Source organism: Plantactinospora soyae (assembly GCF_014874095.1).
Classification (GTDB): domain Bacteria; phylum Actinomycetota; class Actinomycetes; order Mycobacteriales; family Micromonosporaceae; genus Plantactinospora; species Plantactinospora soyae.
The window spans coordinates 5,345,796-5,363,266 of sequence record NZ_JADBEB010000001.1 but is presented as its reverse complement, the minus strand read 5'-3'; the positions used below and the strand labels follow the sequence as shown (position 1 = coordinate 5,363,266).

Here is a 17,471-nt window from a genome sequence, read left to right as displayed (position 1 = left end):
TCATGAATTTTGTGCTCGAACGCTTCACTCACCAAGCGTGCCTCGTCCCTGGCAACCAGCAGTGCAACAGACCCGACTCCACCGCTCAGCCGGGTTGGTGTAGGTATTTCTGGCGTTCCTCGGCGTTGAAGTCGCGGGTAATGCGCTGGCGGGCGAGCGCTGTCACGGTGGTGATCGGTCCGCAGACCTCGCAGGGTAGGTAGCGGACGGCGCCGTCGTTGTGCAGGGTGACCAGGTCGCGGCCGTTGAGGGCGAACCCCAGGGACATGATGGGCGGCCCGGAGCGTTCCAGGGTGATCGGCTCGCCGGTGCCGTTGACGTTCTGGATGCGCACGGTGCCGCCACCAATCGCGTTCGCCACCAACCGGCCGTCCGGGCTGAACGCGATGTCTACCGCCCGTGCCGGCGTTCCGGCTAGGACTGTGGAGGCATCTGGGCTGCCAACGCGGAATATCCGGAAGGAGCCATCCTCGGTCTGGACGGCCAACTGCTTGCTGTCTGGTCCGAACTGCAGAAGCGTAGCGGCGTCCGAAGCCTGCACTCGGTGTACGACCGTATCGGTGTGGAACCGCCAAACGGTGATCGGCCTGGGGACGTCGTTGGGGACACTGGCCAGCAGTTGCCCGTCCGGGCTGAAGACGAGCGGCACGCCACCCTCCGGTAGTGACACGGTCTTCTTGTCCCCCGCTTTCAGGTCCCACAGTGTCAACTCGGGGTCAAAGCCGCAGGTAGCAGCCAACCACCGCGCGTCCGGGCTGAGCCGCACCTCGCCGGCGTCGGTGCACTCCAGCAATCGGGGCCGGCCGTCACCCTCGACGTTCCACACAGATATCTCGTGGTCATCACGAGTCGCCACTGTCTGGCCATTCTCGCTCATCCGCAGGATAAGTCGATGCGGCGCGTCGCGTAGCACGACCATGCCGCCGACACGTCGATGTACACGGATCGTCCGATCGGCGGCGAACGCCGCCACCACGGTGCCGTTCGCGCTCATGGCTACCGGTGTGACGGCGCCGGGGACGCTGACGTAGGGCGCGAGCCCGCCCCCTACGTCCCAGACTCGCACGGCCATGTCGGTACTGCTCGAGACCAATCGCTGCCCGTCCGGGCTGAACGCGAAGTCGTACACCAGGCTGGGGCTGTACAAGGTGAGAGAATGCGACAGATCGGACAGATCCCACACCTGAATGGTCCGGTCGCGGATCGCCGCGATTCGTTGCCCGTCGGCGCTGAGCCTAACGGCGTAGGTGTCCTCCCCGCCGCGCAACGTCACCTGTTTCGTTACCTCCGACGCCGCGGCCGTCCAGACCCGGTTTCCGTCGGTGACCGCAACTCGTCGTCCGTCCGCGCTGAACGAGCCGTCATACGTTGCCCCCACCACACGGTGATAGGCCGGACGGCCCGGTCGCGCCAGAACCCAGTGGCTGACCGATCCGTCCGAGGCGAGACTGATAAGGCGGGCGCTGTTCTGGGTAAAAGCCAAGCTTTCCACCGCAGCGCCACTACGCAGTACGGTCGCTACCCGGCGCGTCCGCACGTCCACGATCCTGATGTCCCCGGCCCCGTCACCGATCGCCGCGAGCCGGCCGTCCGAGCTGAGGGCAACGCCGGTCGCGACGTCTTCTGCCGGAAAATCGAGCGTCACCGCCTCTCCGGATTTCACAGCCCAGATGGTCATCCGTACCACCCCAACCTCGGGTGCTTCCACGATCGCGAGCTTTGCGCCGTCCGGACTGAACGTCAGTCCGGAAAGGGTTCCGGTGTCGCGTGACGGCTCGATCTCGTGTGATACCGGCTTGGTTTGGCCGGCTGGATCCCACACCTTCACTACCCCGTCGTCGGCCGCACTGGCGACGCGCTGACCGTCGGGGCTGAATGCGACGTAGGTGCCCTGTGCGTGGTGCTCTCGGAAGGTTGTCATGATTCGCGAGTCCGCCGTGGCCTGACGCAACACCGACTCTGTCTCGGCGCCTGGCCACAGCTCGTACCCGCGCATCGCCAGCATCAACGCGAGCTCCGGATCATTGCGGCGCTGCGCGCGGGCATCGGCGGTCAATTGCCGGGCGTACGCTCGGTCGCGCTCCGATCTGGCGCGATCGGCCTGCACCAGCGCCACCACCGACAGCATGGCCAGCAGCACCAAGGTCAGACCGAAGCTGGTCCAGGCCACCAGCCGCCGACGGCGGTCGGCCGCCGCCTCGCGCTGACAAAGCCGCACGCTGGCGTCGAGGAACTGCTCTTCGGTAGGGGCCAGCGTCTCCCGGCGGGGTGTACTCCACTCGGTCGCGGCCGTCAGACGCGCACCGCGATACAAGGCCCCTTCGTCGCGGTCCAGCGACTCCCACGCAGCGGCCGCTTCGGTCAGCCGGCGGTGAATCCGTAGGCCGTTGACATCTTCGTCCACCCAGTCGCGCAGCCGCGGCCAGGCCCGAATGAGCGCCTCGTGCGCGATCTCCACGGTGTCACGGTCCGTGCTGACCAGCCGGGCGGCCGCGAACGCCTCGATCACTGCCGGGGCCAGCTCGATCGTGCCTAGCTCGGCACGGTTCAGCCGCCGGCGGGTGATCAACCTGTCTGGCCCGACGTCGACCATGCGCAGCAGCACCCGCCGGGCGACGTCCCGTTCCTGCTCGGACAGCCGCTCATAGGTCTGCTCCGCGGTGTGGGCCACCGCCCCGACCACCCCGCCGGCCGCCTGATAGCCGGCCAGCGTGACCATCGCACCCTGGCGGCGGTGCCACGCCTCCCGCAGCGCGTGCGCGGCCAGCGGCAACGCACCCGGCGAGTCGCTCACCTCCGCGACGATCGTGGCCACCAGCGCGCCCTCGACCCGGGCACCGCGGGTCTCGGCCGGTTTGGTCACCGCCTCGCGCAGCTCCGCCGGGCTCATCCCACCGATCAGGACTTGCGTGTCGGCCAGCGCAGCTAGCAACTCGGGGTGTTCGGTGAACCGGGCGTAGTGATCGGCGCGCACCGCCAGCACCACCCGGGCCCGACCGTCCGGCTCCCGGCACATCGCCAGCAGGGCGGCCACAAAGTCCGCCCGTTCGGCCGGATCCGCACAGGACGCGAAGGCTTCCTCGAACTGGTCTACCACCACGAGAAGGTCAGCATCCGTAGGCGCGTCGGGCAGGCCTTGCCGGACCATCAAGTGCGCCCGCGCCGGGTCCTCGCGCAGCTCGTCCAGCAGCCCACCGGCCGGCACGCCGGCGTGCCGGGCCAGGTGCACCGCCAGCTCCGCCATCGGATGCGCACCCGGCGTCAACACCACCGCCGGCCCGCCCATGGCTGGGACCAGCCCGGCTCGGACCACCGATGATTTACCAGCCCCCGAGGGGCCGAACACCGCCAGGAACCGCCGCTGCCCGAGCCTGCGCACCAGCTCGTCCACCAGCGCGGCACGGCCGAAGAACAACTCCGCGTCCTCCGGCTGGAACATCGCCAGCCCTGGATACGGCGACCGCCCGTTCGCCGTGTTCGGGTCCTCGGCCGGAGCCACGCTCAGGCGCTCGGCCTCGCGCCAGCGCCGCTCCCACTCCGGTAGGTCACCGCCGCACGCGGCGACGTACGCGAGGGTCACCTCCAGCGTCGGCAGCCGCCGGCCCGACGCCGCCGCGGATAGCGTCGCCACCGAGAAGTTCACCCGAGCGGCCATCTGCCGGTAACCCGGCTTACCGGCCTTGTCCCGCAACTGCCGCAGCTCAGCCGCCAGTCGCTCGACCGGGCCCGCCAAGCCGTCCAAGGGTCGCTCCGGCCTCGGCATCCCCCGACCTCCCCGCACCGCCACGACATCCATCGCTCATCGTCAATTGTCGCAGCATTGTCCAGAGTTGTTTGTCTGACCACCCCGAGCAGGGTCCAGAGTAACTAATCAGGTCGTTCGTCGGGCCGCGATCTGATCTTGGTGGGCTTGTTGGGCAGGATGTCCTGGTGTCTGACACGCCGTGGAGCTGCTGGAGCGGCTCGCGGCGTTGGAGAAGCTCGTCGCGGCGCCTGATGCCCGGATCGAGGCACTGGAAGCGGAAAATGCCGAGTTGCGGCGTCGGTTGGGTCAGACTCCGCGGAACTCGAACATGCCGCCCTCGTCACAGGGTTTGGACAAGCCAGTACCCAAATCGCTGCGCGGCCGGTCGGGTCGGCGGGCGGGTGGCCAAGGTGGTCACGAAGGCCGCACGCTGCGGCAGGTCGACGACCCGGACGAGACGGTGCGTCACGAACAGACCGCGTGTGCCGGCTGTGGTGACGGGCTCGTCGGCGCGGCGGTGGTCGCGGTGACGCGCCGTCAGGTGTTCGAGATCCCACAGGTCAAAGCCCGGGTGGTCGAGCATCACCTCGTGGCACGGCGCTGCGGCTGCACGGTGGTGACACGCGCCGCCGCACCGGACGGGGTGGACGCCCCGGTGCAGTACGGCCCTCGCCTGCGCCGCACCCAGACGACCCACACGATCTACCTCGACCCGCTCACCTATCAACTCCTGACCGCCTGGCTGCAGGAACGACAACGCCGCTGGCCCATGACCCAGAACCCGTACCTCATGATCAACCCGCACACCGCGCTCGACGACCGATGCCCGCCCATTGCCGCCGAGGCGATCCGAGACCGGCTGCGACCCACCGGACTACTCCCCAGCCGGCTGCGCATCGACAGGATCTTGCACGAGGCCGCCGTCACGGCCGACCCCGTGCACTTGATCCGACTATTCGGACTTTCGGTGAAGACCGCCATGCGCTACCTACGGTCAGCGCACGCCGAACGAGGGGCAGTGATTCCCCGGTAAGCACCAGCATCAGAGCCGCGACACCGATCATGGCGAAAGCAGAACCCCGAGCGGTTCACGCAGCTCACAGAAAACCGCGACGTCCACGGCCACGTGTGAACCGCCACCCGCTACGGCCTGACGGTGAGCTCCCGCCAGCCGTCCTGGTCGCTCAGCAGGTCGTCAACGAGCAGTAAAGCGTCCTGCTCGGTCGGCGAGAACCACGCTTGCATGGCGCCTCCCGTGCCGCCCTCCCGAGCCTCCGTAACGCACGGACCGCCCTCCATGCGTAGGTACACGTCACGCCGCACGAGGTGGCCCCACCGTACGAGATCGAACGGCGCCTCGGTCATCAGTCGCAGCGCCATCAGCCGGTACACCAACCCGCCCGAGGACATCGCCGCCGGCTACGTTGAGACCGTGGTGCTGTCGGCGGCCACCTGGCCGTGCTGCGTGAATCTGGCTTGGTCACGCGGACGCGGGTCGGCCGATACATGCCTACGAGCGGACCCCTCTGGGCGGGACCCTGGCCGGCGCCTGAGTGCGGCAACCGGTGGCGGGCTGGATCCCAGCCTGCGGGCCGCGTCGCGATACCGTTTGTGCCCTGCTGACCCTATCGATGTCGACCACGTTCATCGCCCGTATAGCCGTCGGGTTTGAAAAGTCCTCGCACGGCTGGCGCAAGGAGACCACGCTGCTGGTGAGGCCGCAGGCGGGTGTCGGCATGAGTGCCGGCACCCGCCTGCGGGAGACCGTTCAGCTCTGAGCGTGCCGGCCGGCCTTTTCGCTGGCGGTTACGGACAGGCCTTTGGCAAGGTGCTTAGTAGATTCGTACAGAAGTGCCGGTGGGCAGCCCGCCGCTGATGGCAGCGATTGTCCACGGGCCGAGTGCTGGCCCGCATGTGCTGTTGTTCCAGCAGAAGTGCGCTGTGTATGCGCCTGTGTATCCGCCGCTCCGCTTCGGCCAGCTGCCATTAAGCGTTCCCGGTGTGCCGAAGAATCCCTGATGCGCGTAGGGAACCTGCCCTGAGTAGTAACAGACGTCCCCTGCATTGCAGAAGTTGGTGTTCGAGATCAATGGCGTCACCGCTGTGCCCGATCGCACAGATATTACCTGGCCCGTCTTGACGTCTAGGACGACCGTCTTCGGTTCGCTGGACAGTAGAAGCGCAAGAACGTCGCCGTCGTAGTCGGCTGTAGCCGATGCGGGAGAGACGAACAGCGTCCCGGCGATCAGAGCCATAGCCGCGATTAGTGCTCGGACGGCTTTGATGGATGTCGCACCGATCATGGAGGTAATCCCTTCGTGGGTGGACCCTGCGGAGAAAGAGCGCATTGATGCATGCTGATCTCTCGGAAGGCAAGACTCGATATCTGTGAATAGTCGTCTGCTCGAAGCTTCCTACCGAGAATGGATCGTGGCAATTGAAGCCCTTGGCAGGTAGGGCGAGCCGAGCGTGATTCCACTGCGGTCAGCTATGACCAGGTGAGGTGTTGTTGATGGTTGCCGAGAACGCATTGCCATTGCTGGAGCTGCACGCCGTTGGTCGTGGAACTGTGTGGCATGTCAGCACACATGTTCATGGTGCGGGGGTGCAACTGATACCAGTGCGGAGTTTGGTCGTGCGGGTCAGACAGCATCGTGCCGTACCATTCAACCGCAGAATTGCAGGGTGCCAGTTCGATCAGATCGCCGTTTCCCCCGGTATTGACCTGGATGTCGAGGCACCAGCCGCTGGGGTGGCCGATGGTGCCCGTACCTACGTTCCGGATTTTTGCCCATCCATCGCTGGTCCACTCGAAGGTCCAGCGCTGATTGTTGAAGTTGGGCTCACCTGGCCGGGCGCATGTCCATTGCTGGATCTTGTTGCCGATGGCTGGCCAGCCCTTGTAGTTGTCGACACACTTACCGCTGTGCTCGAAGCGGATTTGATACGGCCCCGCTGCAGCGGCCTGGAAACCTCGGTCGTCAATTGCAAAATCGACGTCGGACGTGGTGAGAGTCGCCGCCGCCGTTGCGGGTGGGCCGGCCGTCGCCAGAACGGCGGCGAACACGAATGTCACCGCCGCGATGAGGCTTCGGGTTCGATGTTGACGCATGCACCCTCCCGTGATCTTGTTCCGGAGTCGGTCTTCGCCGACATCTCGGCTTCGTCGTCGAGATCTCTGTCTAGTGGCGTGAGAGTTGTCTGGACCCTGCTCGGGGTGGTCAGACAATCAACGCTGGACAACGCAGCGACAATTGACAGTGAGCGATGGACGTCGTGGCGTGACGGGGAGGTCGGAGGATGCCGGGGCCGGAGCGACCCTTGGACGGGTTGGAAGGCCCGGTCGCGCAGTTCGCGGCCGGGCTGCGGCAGCTACGGGACAAGGCAGGCAAGCCGGGGTACCGGCAGATGGCCGGGCGGGCGAACTATTCGCCGGCGACGCTGTCCGCGGCGGCGTCCGGGCGGCGGTTGCCGACGTTGGAGGTGACCCTCGCGTACGTCGCCGCGTGCGACGGTGACGTCCAGCAGTGGGAGTGGCGCTGGCGCGAGGTGGAACGCCTGAACGTGGCACCGGCCGAGGATCCGGATACGGTGAACGGGCACGAGAGGTCGCCGTATCCGGGTTGGCAGCGTTTCAGCCGCAGGATGCGGAGGTGTTCTTCGGCCGTGCCGTGCTGGTCGGCGAGTTGGTGCGCCGCTTGCGGGAGCGGCGGTTCCTGGCGGTGTTCGATCCTTCGGGCGCCGGGAAGTCATCGCTGGTCCGGGCAGGATTGGTCCCGGCCATGGGCAGGCCGGCGGTGGTGCTGACGCCGGGGGCGCATCCGATGGCGGAGCTGGCAGCCCACCGGCCGGCACGCCGGTGTGCCGGCCGGTGGGCTGCTCGACGAGCTGCGGCAGGATCCGGCGCGGGGGCATCTCATGGTTCGGCAGGGTCTGCCCGACACACCCCCGGATGGTGATTTTCTGGTGGTGGTGGATCAGTTCGAGGAACTGTTCGCGAGCTGCGCGGATTTGAGCGAGCGGGCTGACTTCATCGCGGCGTTGCTGGCGATGTGCCGGGAGCCGGACGGCCGGGCCCGGGTGGTGCTGGCGGTACGCGCCGATCACTATGCCCGGTTCACCGAACACCCGCAGTTGCTGGCCGCGCTGGCCGACGCCCAAGTGCTGATCGGGGGGATGAGCCCTGCCGAGCTGCGTGAGGCGGTGACGCGGCCAGCCGAGACCCGTGGTGCCCGGGTCGAGGGTGCTCTGGTGGCCACGATCATTGCGGAGGTCGCCGATGCGCCGGGGGCGTTGCCCCTCGCGGCGCACGCACTGCGCGAGGCCTGGCGCCGCCGGCAGGGCGCAATGGTCACCCTGGCCGGCTACCAGGCAGCCGGCGGCGTCGCCGGCGCGGTCGCGCACACCGCGGAACGGACCTATGAGCGGCTGTCCGAGCAGGAACGCGACGTCGCCCGGCGAGTGCTGCTGCGGATGGTCGACGTCGGCCCGGACGGGTTGATCACCCGCCGCCGGTTGAGCCGTGTCGAGCTCGACACGATCGACGCGGCGCCGGTGGTGGTCGAGGCATTCGCGGCCGCCCGGCTGGTGAGCACCGACCGGGACACCGTGGAGATCGTGCATGAGGCGTTGATCCGGGGGTGGCCGCGGCTGCGGAGCTGGGTTGAGGAGAGCCGCACGGGGCTGCGCCTACACCGCCAGCCGCAGCACCAGCCTGCGCACCTCCTCTCGAATTGATGGGCGACCCGGACGTCTCGGGTAGGTCCACCTTCGTGCCACCAGGACGCGGTGCCACCGCAACAGCGTGGCCGGGGTGACGAAGAAACTCACCCACCGCGGTCTGGGCAGCAGACGCGACAACACCGACAACACCGCCCGGTCCGCTGGCTCGAGATCCGGACGGCTGACCTGCCGACGCAGGACCGCAACCTGGTGACGCAGCACAAGGATCTGGACCTCTTTGGACCGATCGCCGCGAAGACCAAGCATGATCAACTGCATGATCTGACACAGGAACAGGTACCCACACGACAGGATCATGGACGTCAGGATGGCCATCAACACGCGCCCGACGTCACACAAAACCGCACTTCACGGGCCATGACCGAGTTTCCGAACGGTACAGGGTAGCTTCAGGGCCCCTGTTGACACTCCGCTGTCAGTCGATTTCAAGATCAGTTGTCGCGTTGACGTACAGGCCACGTTCCTCGCGGGTGAGTTCGCGGGGGCCCCGCTCTCTGACAGTTGTCAGTACGTCGTCAATCGGACCGCATGCGCGGCAGTCGATTAGGCGCACTGTCCCGTCTTGGTGGGTGGTGATGAGTCGACGGCTGTCAGGGCTGAATTTGAGGCTGTTAGCGGGCGGACTGGCCGTTTCGAACGTCAATGGCTCCGTCGGATCCGTGGTGTTCCATAGCCGGATGACGCCCTCGCCATCGCTGCTGGCGAGCCAGTTACCGTCGGGGCTGAAGGCAATATTCGTTACCGGCCCTGGATGTTCAAGGGGTGGCGTTGGCGCCGAGCTGCCGCTGCCGTCGGCCGGCCAGACGTACACGTTGCCGTCTTCGCCGGCGCCCGCTACGCGTCGTCCGTCCGGGCTGAAGGCCAGGTCGGAGAGGTTCTGGTGCACGCTTAGATGCCGAAATAGTTTGTTGTCCGCCTCCCACGTCTGTACGTGCCGCCCAGTCCAGAAAGCTAGCGTCGTACGATTGGGGCTGGAAGCCAACGCCGTTAGTCCATCACGACCCGACAGGATGATCGGCTCGGCCTCGGTGAGGGTGTTCCAGATACGCAACTTGTGGTCGCAGGCCAAAGCGAGGCGCGCGCCATCCGGGCTGAGGAACATCGCGTAGAAATCGTAGTGCCCTACTGCTTCGCATTTGCGGACGATGGGCGTTGTCGTGCTTGTTGAGTCCCAGGCGTACGCAGTGCCAGTCGCGTCGAGGGTGGCGAGGCGTCGGCCCTCGGCATCGGCAGCGAAGGTAACAACGCCGCTTTGGCGGGTCGCAACAACAACCGACCCGGAACTGCCGGCCGGCCAACGGCGTACGGTGCCGTCTTGGCCCGCACTTGTCACGGTTCGGTTGTCCGGGCCGAACGCGGCACCGACTGCTGGGCCGTCATGGCCTCGAAGTAGGACGGGAGTCGAGTCCGCCAGGTGCCAGAGACGGACCGTGGCGTCATTGCTCGCACTAGCCACGCTCTGCCCATCAGGGCTGAACGCGACCTCAAAGACCGTGCCTTTGTGGCCCCGCAGAATTTTGGAATGTGTGGGATTGAAGGAGTCCCAGATCCGTACGGTTCGGTCTCCGCCTGTGGCGATCCAGGCGCCGTCAGGGCTGAATGCCAGCGTAGTCGCGCCAGGGCCGTGAGCGGGGAACAGCTTCGTACGTCTCGCTCCGGTAAGGTCCCATATGCTGACTCTGCCGGCGTTGTCGGCGGTGGCCAGCCGTCCGTCCGGGCTGAACGCTACGTCGGTGACCGGGCTGTCGCCATAAAACACGCTCGGGCGAGCGGTCCCATTCACGCTCCACACTCGTACCGATCCGTCGGCCCCACCACTGGCTACCCGCTTACTGTCCGGGCTGAAGGCAAGATCGTGGGCTAGGCCAAACATGTTGCGTTGGCGAAATATGGTTCCTCCTATACCGTGAAAGAGCTTGGGTTCACCGCGTCCGACGGTGCTCCATACCTGTACTACTCCGTTGCTGTTACTGCTGCCCAGTAGTTGACCGTCCGGACTGAACGCAAGCGCGGTGACCTCGGACTCCTGGCTGCCTGACGTCAGCAAAACCGGGCCGGACCGGTCGGTTGAATCCAATATGTGGATCTGTCCCCACCGACTCGCGACAGCCAGATGGCGTCCGTCCGGGCTGACCGCCACGTCGGTCACGTCCATCGAGGTCGTGTCGAGTGCGGTGAGCCTCTTCGGTCCAGCGGTGCCGCGAACGTCGAGCACGCCGACCGCCGTGCCTTCCGCGGTGACCAGCTGCCGGCCGTCGGGAGTGAACGCCACACCCTGCAGCGACCTGTCGGTCATGGTCCAGACTCTCGTCTTCCGCGCGACGATGCTGGCCTGGCGGAGTACGGCCTCGGCCTCTGCGGTTGGGCTGACCGCGTAAGCCTCCTGGGCGAGTAGTAACCCCAGCTCCTGGTCCAGTGCCAGCTGTGCTCGTGCGGTGGCGGTCAGTTGGCGTGACATCGCCAGGTCCCTTCTGGCCTCGGCACGGCCGGCCTGCCAGACGGCGACTCCCGCCAGGATGCTGACCGCCACGAGCGCGGCGACCAAGCTGGATATCCCCGTCCATAGCCGCCGCTGTCGACGCCGACCGGCGCGGAGAGCAGCGGTGCGGCTGGCGTCCAGGAACCCCTGCTCCAGTTGTGACAGGCTGGTGCGCCAGCGGGTGGCCCACTCCATTGCCAGAGGCAGCCGAAGGCCCCGGTAGAGCGCGCCCGGGTCGCGGCCCAGCGACTTCCAGATCGCGGCAGCTTGGGTCAGTTGGCGGTGCACCCGCAGCCCGTCGCGGTCCTCGTCCAGCCACTCACGCAGCCGCGGCCACGCCGACAGTAGGGCCTCGTGCGCGATCTCGGCTGACCCGTTCTGCACCGTGACCAGTCGCACCGCCGTCAGCCGTTCCAACAAGCGATTCGTCGACACGCGGTCGTGGTCCAGCTCAGTCAGGTCGACGCGGCGTCTGGTCACCTCGCCGTCCTCGCCGACCTCTACCATCCGGAGCAGCACTTCCCGCAGTCGCTGACTCTGGCGAACGTCGAGACCGTCGTGGACCCGCTCGGCGGTCTGGGTGATGGCGCCCTCGACCCCACCGGCGGCCTCGTATCCGGCCATTGTTACGACGCTTCCGCGCCGGCGTCGCCACGCCTCCAACAACGCGTGCGACGCCAGCGGTAGCACCCCGACCCGACCCGCCACCTCAGCCACGATCGTCGATACCAGCGCGGACTCGATCTTCAGACCGGCGTGTGCGGCCGGCTTCGTGACCGCGTCCCGCACCTCCACCGCCGTCATCGGCCCGACCAGGACCTGTCCATCCGTGAGTGCCTCCACCAACGCCGGATACTCGGCGCACCGCGCATAGAAATCAGCCCGCACTCCCAGTACCACCAGCGCCCGGCTGTTCGACGCACGTACCAGACCCAGCAGGGCCGTCACGAACGCCGCCCGCTCATTAGCGTCCTGACACAGCTGGAAGATCTCCTCGAACTGGTCGACCACCACCACCAACTCGACACGGTCCGCCTCGCTCGCCAGCGCCTGCAGCACGACCAGCTGCGCCTGGGCTGGATCGACACGGAGGGCGTCGAGCACCGTCCCGGCCGCGACACCGGCGCGATGAGCCAACTGAGCGGCAAGCTCTGCCAGCGGCTGCGCGCCCGGCGTCATCAGGATCACCGGCCAACCGACACCGTCAGACAGTCGGCCGTCCCGGACAGCCGGCACCAACCCCGCTCTTAACAGCGAAGACTTCCCACTGCCCGACGGGCCGAACACCGCCAGAAACCGTCGCCTCGGCACCCGGGCCAACATGTCCCCGATCAGACGCTCACGGCCGAAGAACCACTCGGCGTCCTCCGGCTGATACGCCGCCAACCCCCGATATGGCCGTAACCGCGCACCGTTGACCGACTCATCACCCAGGTCCGGGCGGGCTTCCTCCAGATGTCTGGCAACCGCGTTCCACCGTGCCTCCCATGCCGCCCGGTCACCACCACACGCCGCGACATACGCCAACGTCACCGCAAGCGTCGGGAACCGCCGCCCACCCGCGGCCTCGGACAGCGTCGCCGGTGCGAAATGCGCCCGCCGCGCCAACTCCCGGTACCCAGGCCGCCCCGCCTCCTCCCGCAACCGGCGAAGCTCCGCAGCGAACCGCTGTACCGGCCCGTCATCCCCACTGATCGGCTTCTCAGGTCTCGGCATCCCCCGCTCCCCCCATCCACTCACCACCATCATTGTTCACCGTTGATTGATTGGCGAGCCGATCGAAGAGCCAAACAACACCGAACTCGGTAGACAAGACCTACCCGCTGGCCGGGTCTAGCGACGCCCACCGGGGTGGTTCCAGAAAGGGGCCCACACCTCCCCGGGATGTGACCGGCCAGCCACCGCACTATCAGATAGGAGGACCTGTCAGGGACGACGAAGCAACAAAACGGCGAATCCAGCGCTGGTAGACGACCCAGCCCGGCCTCCGCCGGCCCAGATGGTCCTGAATGGAGCCAGCAACATCCACCGATGGAGGTCACATGCATCTACATCCGCGACAACGCGCGGATCGCCGCCTGATCGGACTGCCCGCAAAGTCAGCATTCCTTGAGAGGAGAGGTTGCATGTCAAAAAGGGTCCAACGTATCGGCGTCGTCGCCGCCGCGTTGATCATCCAAGTTCCGGTTGGCGCCATTATCGCCAGCCCGGCATTCGCTGGCGCCGCCCAGTGCGAGGCCAACAAGCAGGTGTGCCTGTACGAGGACGGCGGTGGCGGGGGAGACGAATATGGTCGCGTTCGTGCCGCTGGTGAGTACGAACTGGGTGGCTGGAACGGCGACAACGAGATTTCGTCGGTCGTGAACGCTACCGGCTACTGTGTCACCCTCTTTGCCAACGACGGGCATACGGGACGTACTCTCACCATCGGTCCAAGAAGCTGGGAATTTCATCTTGCGGACTGGGACTTCAACGATGAAGCGGAGAGTTATACGCTCTGGAACTGCGGCTGACCAGCGAACGGCCTGAGCACGGATAGTCGACCAACGCGTAGAGCCGCCCCCGCCCGCCAGTTCCGGCCATGTCCGAACTGATCGGGCGGGGGTTGCCGTCCCGGATGGTGGCCTCAGTCGGGCGAGTTGGTGAACGCTGAGGCGAGGCGGAGCGCCGGTGATGGCGTTCGGTTCCACACGGTCAGCGGGTCGGATGGGCTGTGAGCGGGCAGGCGGATGAGGCCGTATCTGGCGAACAGGGCGTCGATGGTTGGTGGTGGGCGGCGGTGGTGGTGGAAGTCCTGCTTGCCGTGGCCCCGGTTGACGAACAGGTTCTCGCTCAGCACGAGGTGTACGTCGTGCAGCAGGTTGCCGAGGGTGGCGGTGAGGTCTGGGAGGTGGTCGAGGGTGTCCATGATCCACAGGATCTTGGGCGGCGGCGTGCGGGGCAGGCTGTCCGGTTCGTATACCTGCCGGTGGTAGTCGTGGTTGGGTGCGCGCCAGGTGAGGAAGTCGGTCGGCGGTGAGGCGAGGTCGCAGGCGGTGACGTGGCAGCCGGCGTGGTGCAGGGCGAGGACGTCTTCGCCGATGCCGCAGCCGTAGTCGATGATCGTCGTCCGGGGTGGGCGGCCAGGATGGGTAGGGCGGCGTCGAGGTAGCGGGGACGGTTCCCGCTGGCATGCCAGATCACCTGGTTGTAGAGGTAGGCATCGGTGTTTCGGTAGAAGCGGCGGGTCTGCTCGGCGTTGTGCGGGGCGGCTCGATCCCACTCGGCGGCGAGCAGGCGGGAGGAGTCGAGGTACGGAACGAACGCTTCGCCGAGGTATTCGGTGAGTTCGGCGTACAAGGGCGTGCCGCTGGCGGTGTCCCAGCGCAGCCGGTTCCACGCCCGCCAGCACGGATCGCACTGATCGAGATGGTTACGGACAGCCCTGGGTCGTGTGGTCGGCAATGTGCCGGTGAGGTAGTCGCCGAGTTCGGCGAGTACGCGGGCGCAGCTCACGGCGTGTGCGCCTGGGAGCCAGGGTGGTGTGGCAGCGTGTCGGGCCAGCGCAACTGTTGGTGGTGCAGTGTCAGTACCCGCAGCCCCGCTGACGCGGCGGCGGTGATGCCGTCGGCGGCGTCGTCAACGGCTAGACAGCGGTGTGGGTCGACACCGAGTAACGCGGCGGCGTGTAGGTAGACGTCTGGGGCCGGCTTGCCGTTCGCAACGTCGTCGCGGGTGACGACCGCGGCGAACAGGTGGCCGAGCCGCAGGGCGTCGATGCCTGTACCGTTCGAGAACGCGGTTTGGGCTACGCGGCCTGCTCGTATTCGTTGATCAACCCGTGGACCATCTTCCTGCGCCGTACCCGGACCGCGCCCAAATCAGCTACCTTCGGCGGAAGGCTGTCCCGATCAGGTGGGCGTTGCCCGCAGGCCTGATGCGACCGATGCCCGTTGTAGTGCGCCAGGTATTCGCCCAGTACGGCGAGCAATTGCCGGGTGTTGTAGATCAGGATCCGGTCCAGGCATTCCCGGCGGACCGTGCGCACCCAGCGCTCCGCGAAGGCGTTCGCCCGGGGTGCCTGTGGTGGCGTTCGGAGCACCTTGATGCCCTCGGACTGGAACACGGTGTCAAACATTGCGGTGTACTTGGCGTCCCGGTCCCGGATCAGGAACCGGAACCGGTGGGCCCTGCGGGTGCCGAAAACCTCGTCCGTCCTGGTCACGACCTTCTTGACCTCTGAGATCAAAGCTCACCTGCAGCCTTGAGCCCGTCCGGCCCGGGCGCGGCGGGTGGTCGACGTTGAACGGCGCGCGAGTATGCCTGTTGTGCTGTATCGACTGGCCTACCTCGGCGTAACCAACACTCTCGCGCTCCTGCGGCTGCTGCCGATGAGCGACCGGGAAAAGGACGCCGAGATCCTCGCGCTGCGCCACCAGCTCACCGTCCTGCAGCGGCAGCTGCACGGCGAGAAGACCCGGTTCACGCGGGCCGATCGAGCGTGGCTGGCTGCTCTTCTCCACCGGCTACCCCGCGACGTGTTGCGCAACCTGCGGCTGCTGGTTCGCCCGGAGACTGTGTTGCGTTGGCACCGTGACCTGATCGCCCACCGGCACGCCAGAATCTCCCGACCCCCGCGGGCCGGACGGCCACGAACCGTACGATCAATCCGCCGGCTGGTGCTGCGCCTGGCCCGCGAGAACGCCACCTGGGGGTACCGCCGCATCCACAGCGAACTGCTCGTCCTGGGTGTGAAGATCGCCGCTTCCACCGTCTGGGAGATCCTTCAGCAGGCCGGGATCGACCCGGCACCCCAACGCACCGCCACCACCTGGTCAACGCTCCTTCGCTCCCAGGCGCCGGCCATCATCGCCGCCGACTTCTGCGAAACCACCACCCTGACCGGCGCCCGCCTCTACGTCCTGACTGTCATCGAACACGCCACCCGCCGAGTCCGCATCCTCGGCGCCACCGCCCACCCGACCGCCGGCTGGGTCACCCAGGCCGCCCGGAACCTCGTGATGGACCTCGAAGATGCCGGATGCCAGGTCAGATACCTGATCCGGGATCGAGACGGCAAGTACCCCGCCCTATTCGACGCGATCCTCGCCGACACCGGAATCACGGTCGTGCGCAGCGGGGTACGGATGCCACGCATGAACTCGATCATGGAACGCTGGATACAAGCCTGCCGCCACGAACTGCTCGACCGGACACTGATCTGGAACCACACCCACCTGATACACGCACTCCGCCAGTACGAACACCACCACAACCAACATCGGCCACACCGCGGCATCGCCAACGCCCGACCGATGCGCCCACTCCCCGAACCGATCACCGACCCCGCAACACTGACACGCCTACACGTCCACCGACACGACCGACTCGGCGGGCTTCTACATGAATACGAGCATGCCGCCTGACCAGGGCGGATGAAGTTTTCGGCACCCGCAAGGCCAGCCCCATCGCCAAAGCCCGCGCCGATCTGACCGGCCTGCTCTACGCCGACGGAGTGCACGACAGCCTCTACCGCTCGGGCGGGACCAGCCTCCTACGTCAGTCCAACATCTATCCGGAAGGGCTGAGCACCGGTCAACGGCAGGCGCCGCCCATTACTGCCCGCTCACCCTCTAATGGTGTTCGGCATCCGGCAGCGAGCTGGACGTCTGGACGTTCAGCGGCGAGGGCCACGAAGTGAGGTCCTGCCGGATCCGGTCTCGATGTCGAGACCGTGGTCCATGACCTCCAGCCGAGGCAGGACGCCGGGTCGAGCACCTCAGGCGATCCGGTTGCCATCCTCCAGGTAGACGGTGGCGCCGCCGCTCGCTGCTTCCAGCGCGGCGGCGGCCCGCCGGGCGAGGAGGGGAGAGAGCCGCTGCTGCGCCTCGGGCATCGTGGACCACGCCCAACCACGCAACTCCTCGGCAGGCAGATGGATCTCCAACGCCGCTGCGGGGTCGAGCAGCCCGCCGTCGTAGACGAACATGACGCCTTCGGTGCGGCCGGCGCGTGGCGGTACCCAGTCGACCACCAACAGCCGGCCCGGCGTCACCGACAGAGCCAGTTCCTCCTCCAACTCCCGCACCGCAGCGTCATACGGCGACTCGTCCGCGTCGACCGCGCCGCCAGGCAACTCCCAATAGTCCTTATACGTCGGCTCCACCAACAGAATCCTGTTGCCGGCATCACGCAGCAGGACGGCAGACCCCATCCGCTTACGCGACAACGTCGCGGTGTAGTCGCCAGACGATGAGGTCACCACGGAAGGCTACCCGTCTCTGACAAGCGATGCGGCGTTCTGCCTAAGGTGAGACGCCGCCAAGACCGGCACGAATGGGCGACGTTGTCCTGAGCTGGGAGCCACGGATGGGACGGAGTGTCGGCGACTGGGGCATAGCCCGTCCGACCCTGTGGGCCGCGTACATCAGGCCCCAGTCGACCGCTTCACGCTGGCGCCCTCACCGCCCGCGCGATGCGGTGTCCGACTGTCGGCTCCGCCGCCGGTCTGGTGTTGCTGGCCGG

General features: G+C 66.9%; 15 protein-coding genes and 3 pseudogenes. 8 read left to right on the top strand and 10 right to left on the bottom strand.

Annotated elements, in window-relative coordinates; all coding sequences use genetic code 11:
• Positions 1-85 precede the first annotated feature (85 nt).
• A complete protein-coding gene (locus H4W31_RS23855; RefSeq protein ID WP_192768679.1) occupies positions 86-3,742 on the bottom strand; it encodes an nSTAND1 domain-containing NTPase in 3,657 nt (1,218 codons plus the stop codon).
• A 202-nt stretch (positions 3,743-3,944) separates the two neighbouring features.
• On the opposite strand from H4W31_RS23855, the gene H4W31_RS23850 reads away from it, so the two are divergent.
• Positions 3,945-4,778, top strand: a complete 834-nt coding sequence (locus H4W31_RS23850) for a DUF6444 domain-containing protein (protein ID WP_192768678.1) — start codon at positions 3,945-3,947, stop codon at positions 4,776-4,778.
• A 110-nt stretch (positions 4,779-4,888) separates the two neighbouring features.
• On the opposite strand, the gene H4W31_RS23845 is transcribed toward H4W31_RS23850, so the two are convergent.
• Positions 4,889-5,125, bottom strand: coding sequence for a hypothetical protein (locus tag H4W31_RS23845; RefSeq protein WP_192768677.1), 237 nt, complete (start codon positions 5,123-5,125; stop codon positions 4,889-4,891).
• A gap of 54 nt (positions 5,126-5,179) precedes the next feature.
• On the opposite strand from H4W31_RS23845, the pseudogene H4W31_RS44825 reads away from it, so the two are divergent.
• A pseudogene (locus tag H4W31_RS44825) lies at positions 5,180-5,298 on the top strand (ArsR family transcriptional regulator); the annotation flags it as partial.
• A 78-nt stretch (positions 5,299-5,376) separates the two neighbouring features.
• Positions 5,377-5,523 carry a hypothetical protein gene (locus H4W31_RS23840; protein ID WP_192768676.1) on the top strand — a complete coding sequence of 49 codons (147 nt, stop codon included), beginning with the start codon at positions 5,377-5,379 and terminating at the stop codon, positions 5,521-5,523.
• 710 nt (positions 5,524-6,233) lie between these two features.
• On the opposite strand, the gene H4W31_RS23835 is transcribed toward H4W31_RS23840, so the two are convergent.
• The gene (locus H4W31_RS23835) at positions 6,234-6,821 is read right to left on the bottom strand and encodes an RICIN domain-containing protein (RefSeq protein ID WP_192768675.1); all 588 of its coding nucleotides are present in this window, start codon (positions 6,819-6,821) and stop codon (positions 6,234-6,236) included.
• Between the two features lie 224 nt (positions 6,822-7,045).
• Between H4W31_RS23835 and H4W31_RS44820 the strand changes: the two are divergent.
• The 3 genes and pseudogenes from H4W31_RS44820 to H4W31_RS23825 form a co-directional block, all read left to right on the top strand.
• Positions 7,046-7,261 (top strand): annotated as a pseudogene (locus tag H4W31_RS44820) (helix-turn-helix domain-containing protein); the annotation flags it as partial.
• An 11-nt stretch (positions 7,262-7,272) separates the two neighbouring features.
• A complete protein-coding gene (locus H4W31_RS44815) occupies positions 7,273-7,704 on the top strand; it encodes an nSTAND1 domain-containing NTPase (protein WP_404825730.1) in 432 nt (143 codons plus the stop codon).
• Complete coding sequence (locus tag H4W31_RS23825) at positions 7,664-8,482, top strand: nSTAND1 domain-containing NTPase (protein WP_404825617.1); 819 nt, start codon at positions 7,664-7,666, stop codon at positions 8,480-8,482. The genes H4W31_RS44815 and H4W31_RS23825 overlap by 41 nt, the downstream gene beginning before the upstream one ends.
• Here the strand turns inward: H4W31_RS23825 and H4W31_RS23820 are convergent.
• Entirely contained in the window at positions 8,435-8,809 is a 375-nt protein-coding gene (locus H4W31_RS23820) for a hypothetical protein (protein ID WP_225945643.1), read from the bottom strand. The two genes, H4W31_RS23825 and H4W31_RS23820, sit on opposite strands and share 48 nt — an antisense overlap.
• Before the next feature lie 94 nt (positions 8,810-8,903).
• Complete coding sequence (locus tag H4W31_RS23815; protein WP_192768672.1) at positions 8,904-12,683, bottom strand: nSTAND1 domain-containing NTPase; 3,780 nt, start codon at positions 12,681-12,683, stop codon at positions 8,904-8,906.
• A 410-nt stretch (positions 12,684-13,093) separates the two neighbouring features.
• Between H4W31_RS23815 and H4W31_RS23810 the strand changes: the two genes are divergently transcribed.
• A complete protein-coding gene (locus H4W31_RS23810) occupies positions 13,094-13,480 on the top strand; it encodes a peptidase inhibitor family I36 protein (protein ID WP_192768671.1) in 387 nt (128 codons plus the stop codon).
• A 113-nt stretch (positions 13,481-13,593) separates the two neighbouring features.
• Here the strand turns inward: H4W31_RS23810 and H4W31_RS44810 are convergent, their stop codons facing one another.
• The 4 genes and pseudogenes from H4W31_RS44810 to H4W31_RS23790 all read right to left on the bottom strand — a co-directional run bounded on the left by H4W31_RS44810 (position 13,594) and on the right by H4W31_RS23790 (position 15,171).
• Entirely contained in the window at positions 13,594-14,229 is a 636-nt protein-coding gene (locus tag H4W31_RS44810; RefSeq protein WP_404825616.1) for a class I SAM-dependent methyltransferase, read from the bottom strand.
• Between the two features lie 137 nt (positions 14,230-14,366).
• Positions 14,367-14,462 (bottom strand): annotated as a pseudogene (locus tag H4W31_RS44805) (zf-HC2 domain-containing protein); the annotation flags it as partial.
• A complete protein-coding gene (locus H4W31_RS44800; RefSeq protein WP_192772345.1) occupies positions 14,459-14,773 on the bottom strand; it encodes an HAD family hydrolase in 315 nt (104 codons plus the stop codon). The gene H4W31_RS44800 and the pseudogene H4W31_RS44805, both read right to left, overlap by 4 nt.
• Positions 14,755-15,171 carry an integrase core domain-containing protein gene (locus H4W31_RS23790; RefSeq protein WP_318783372.1) on the bottom strand — a complete coding sequence of 139 codons (417 nt, stop codon included), beginning with the start codon at positions 15,169-15,171 and terminating at the stop codon, positions 14,755-14,757. Before H4W31_RS23790 ends, H4W31_RS44800 begins: the two co-directional genes overlap by 19 nt.
• 94 nt (positions 15,172-15,265) lie before the next feature.
• Here H4W31_RS23790 and H4W31_RS23785 point away from each other — a divergent pair, with 94 nt between their 5' ends.
• Positions 15,266-16,372, top strand: coding sequence for an integrase core domain-containing protein (locus H4W31_RS23785; protein WP_225945642.1), 1,107 nt, complete (start codon positions 15,266-15,268; stop codon positions 16,370-16,372).
• A 353-nt stretch (positions 16,373-16,725) separates the two neighbouring features.
• Here H4W31_RS23785 and H4W31_RS23780 read toward each other — a convergent pair whose 3' ends face one another.
• Positions 16,726-17,208, bottom strand: a complete 483-nt coding sequence (locus tag H4W31_RS23780; protein ID WP_318783371.1) for an NUDIX hydrolase — start codon at positions 17,206-17,208, stop codon at positions 16,726-16,728.
• Positions 17,209-17,471: the final 263 nt, after the last annotated feature.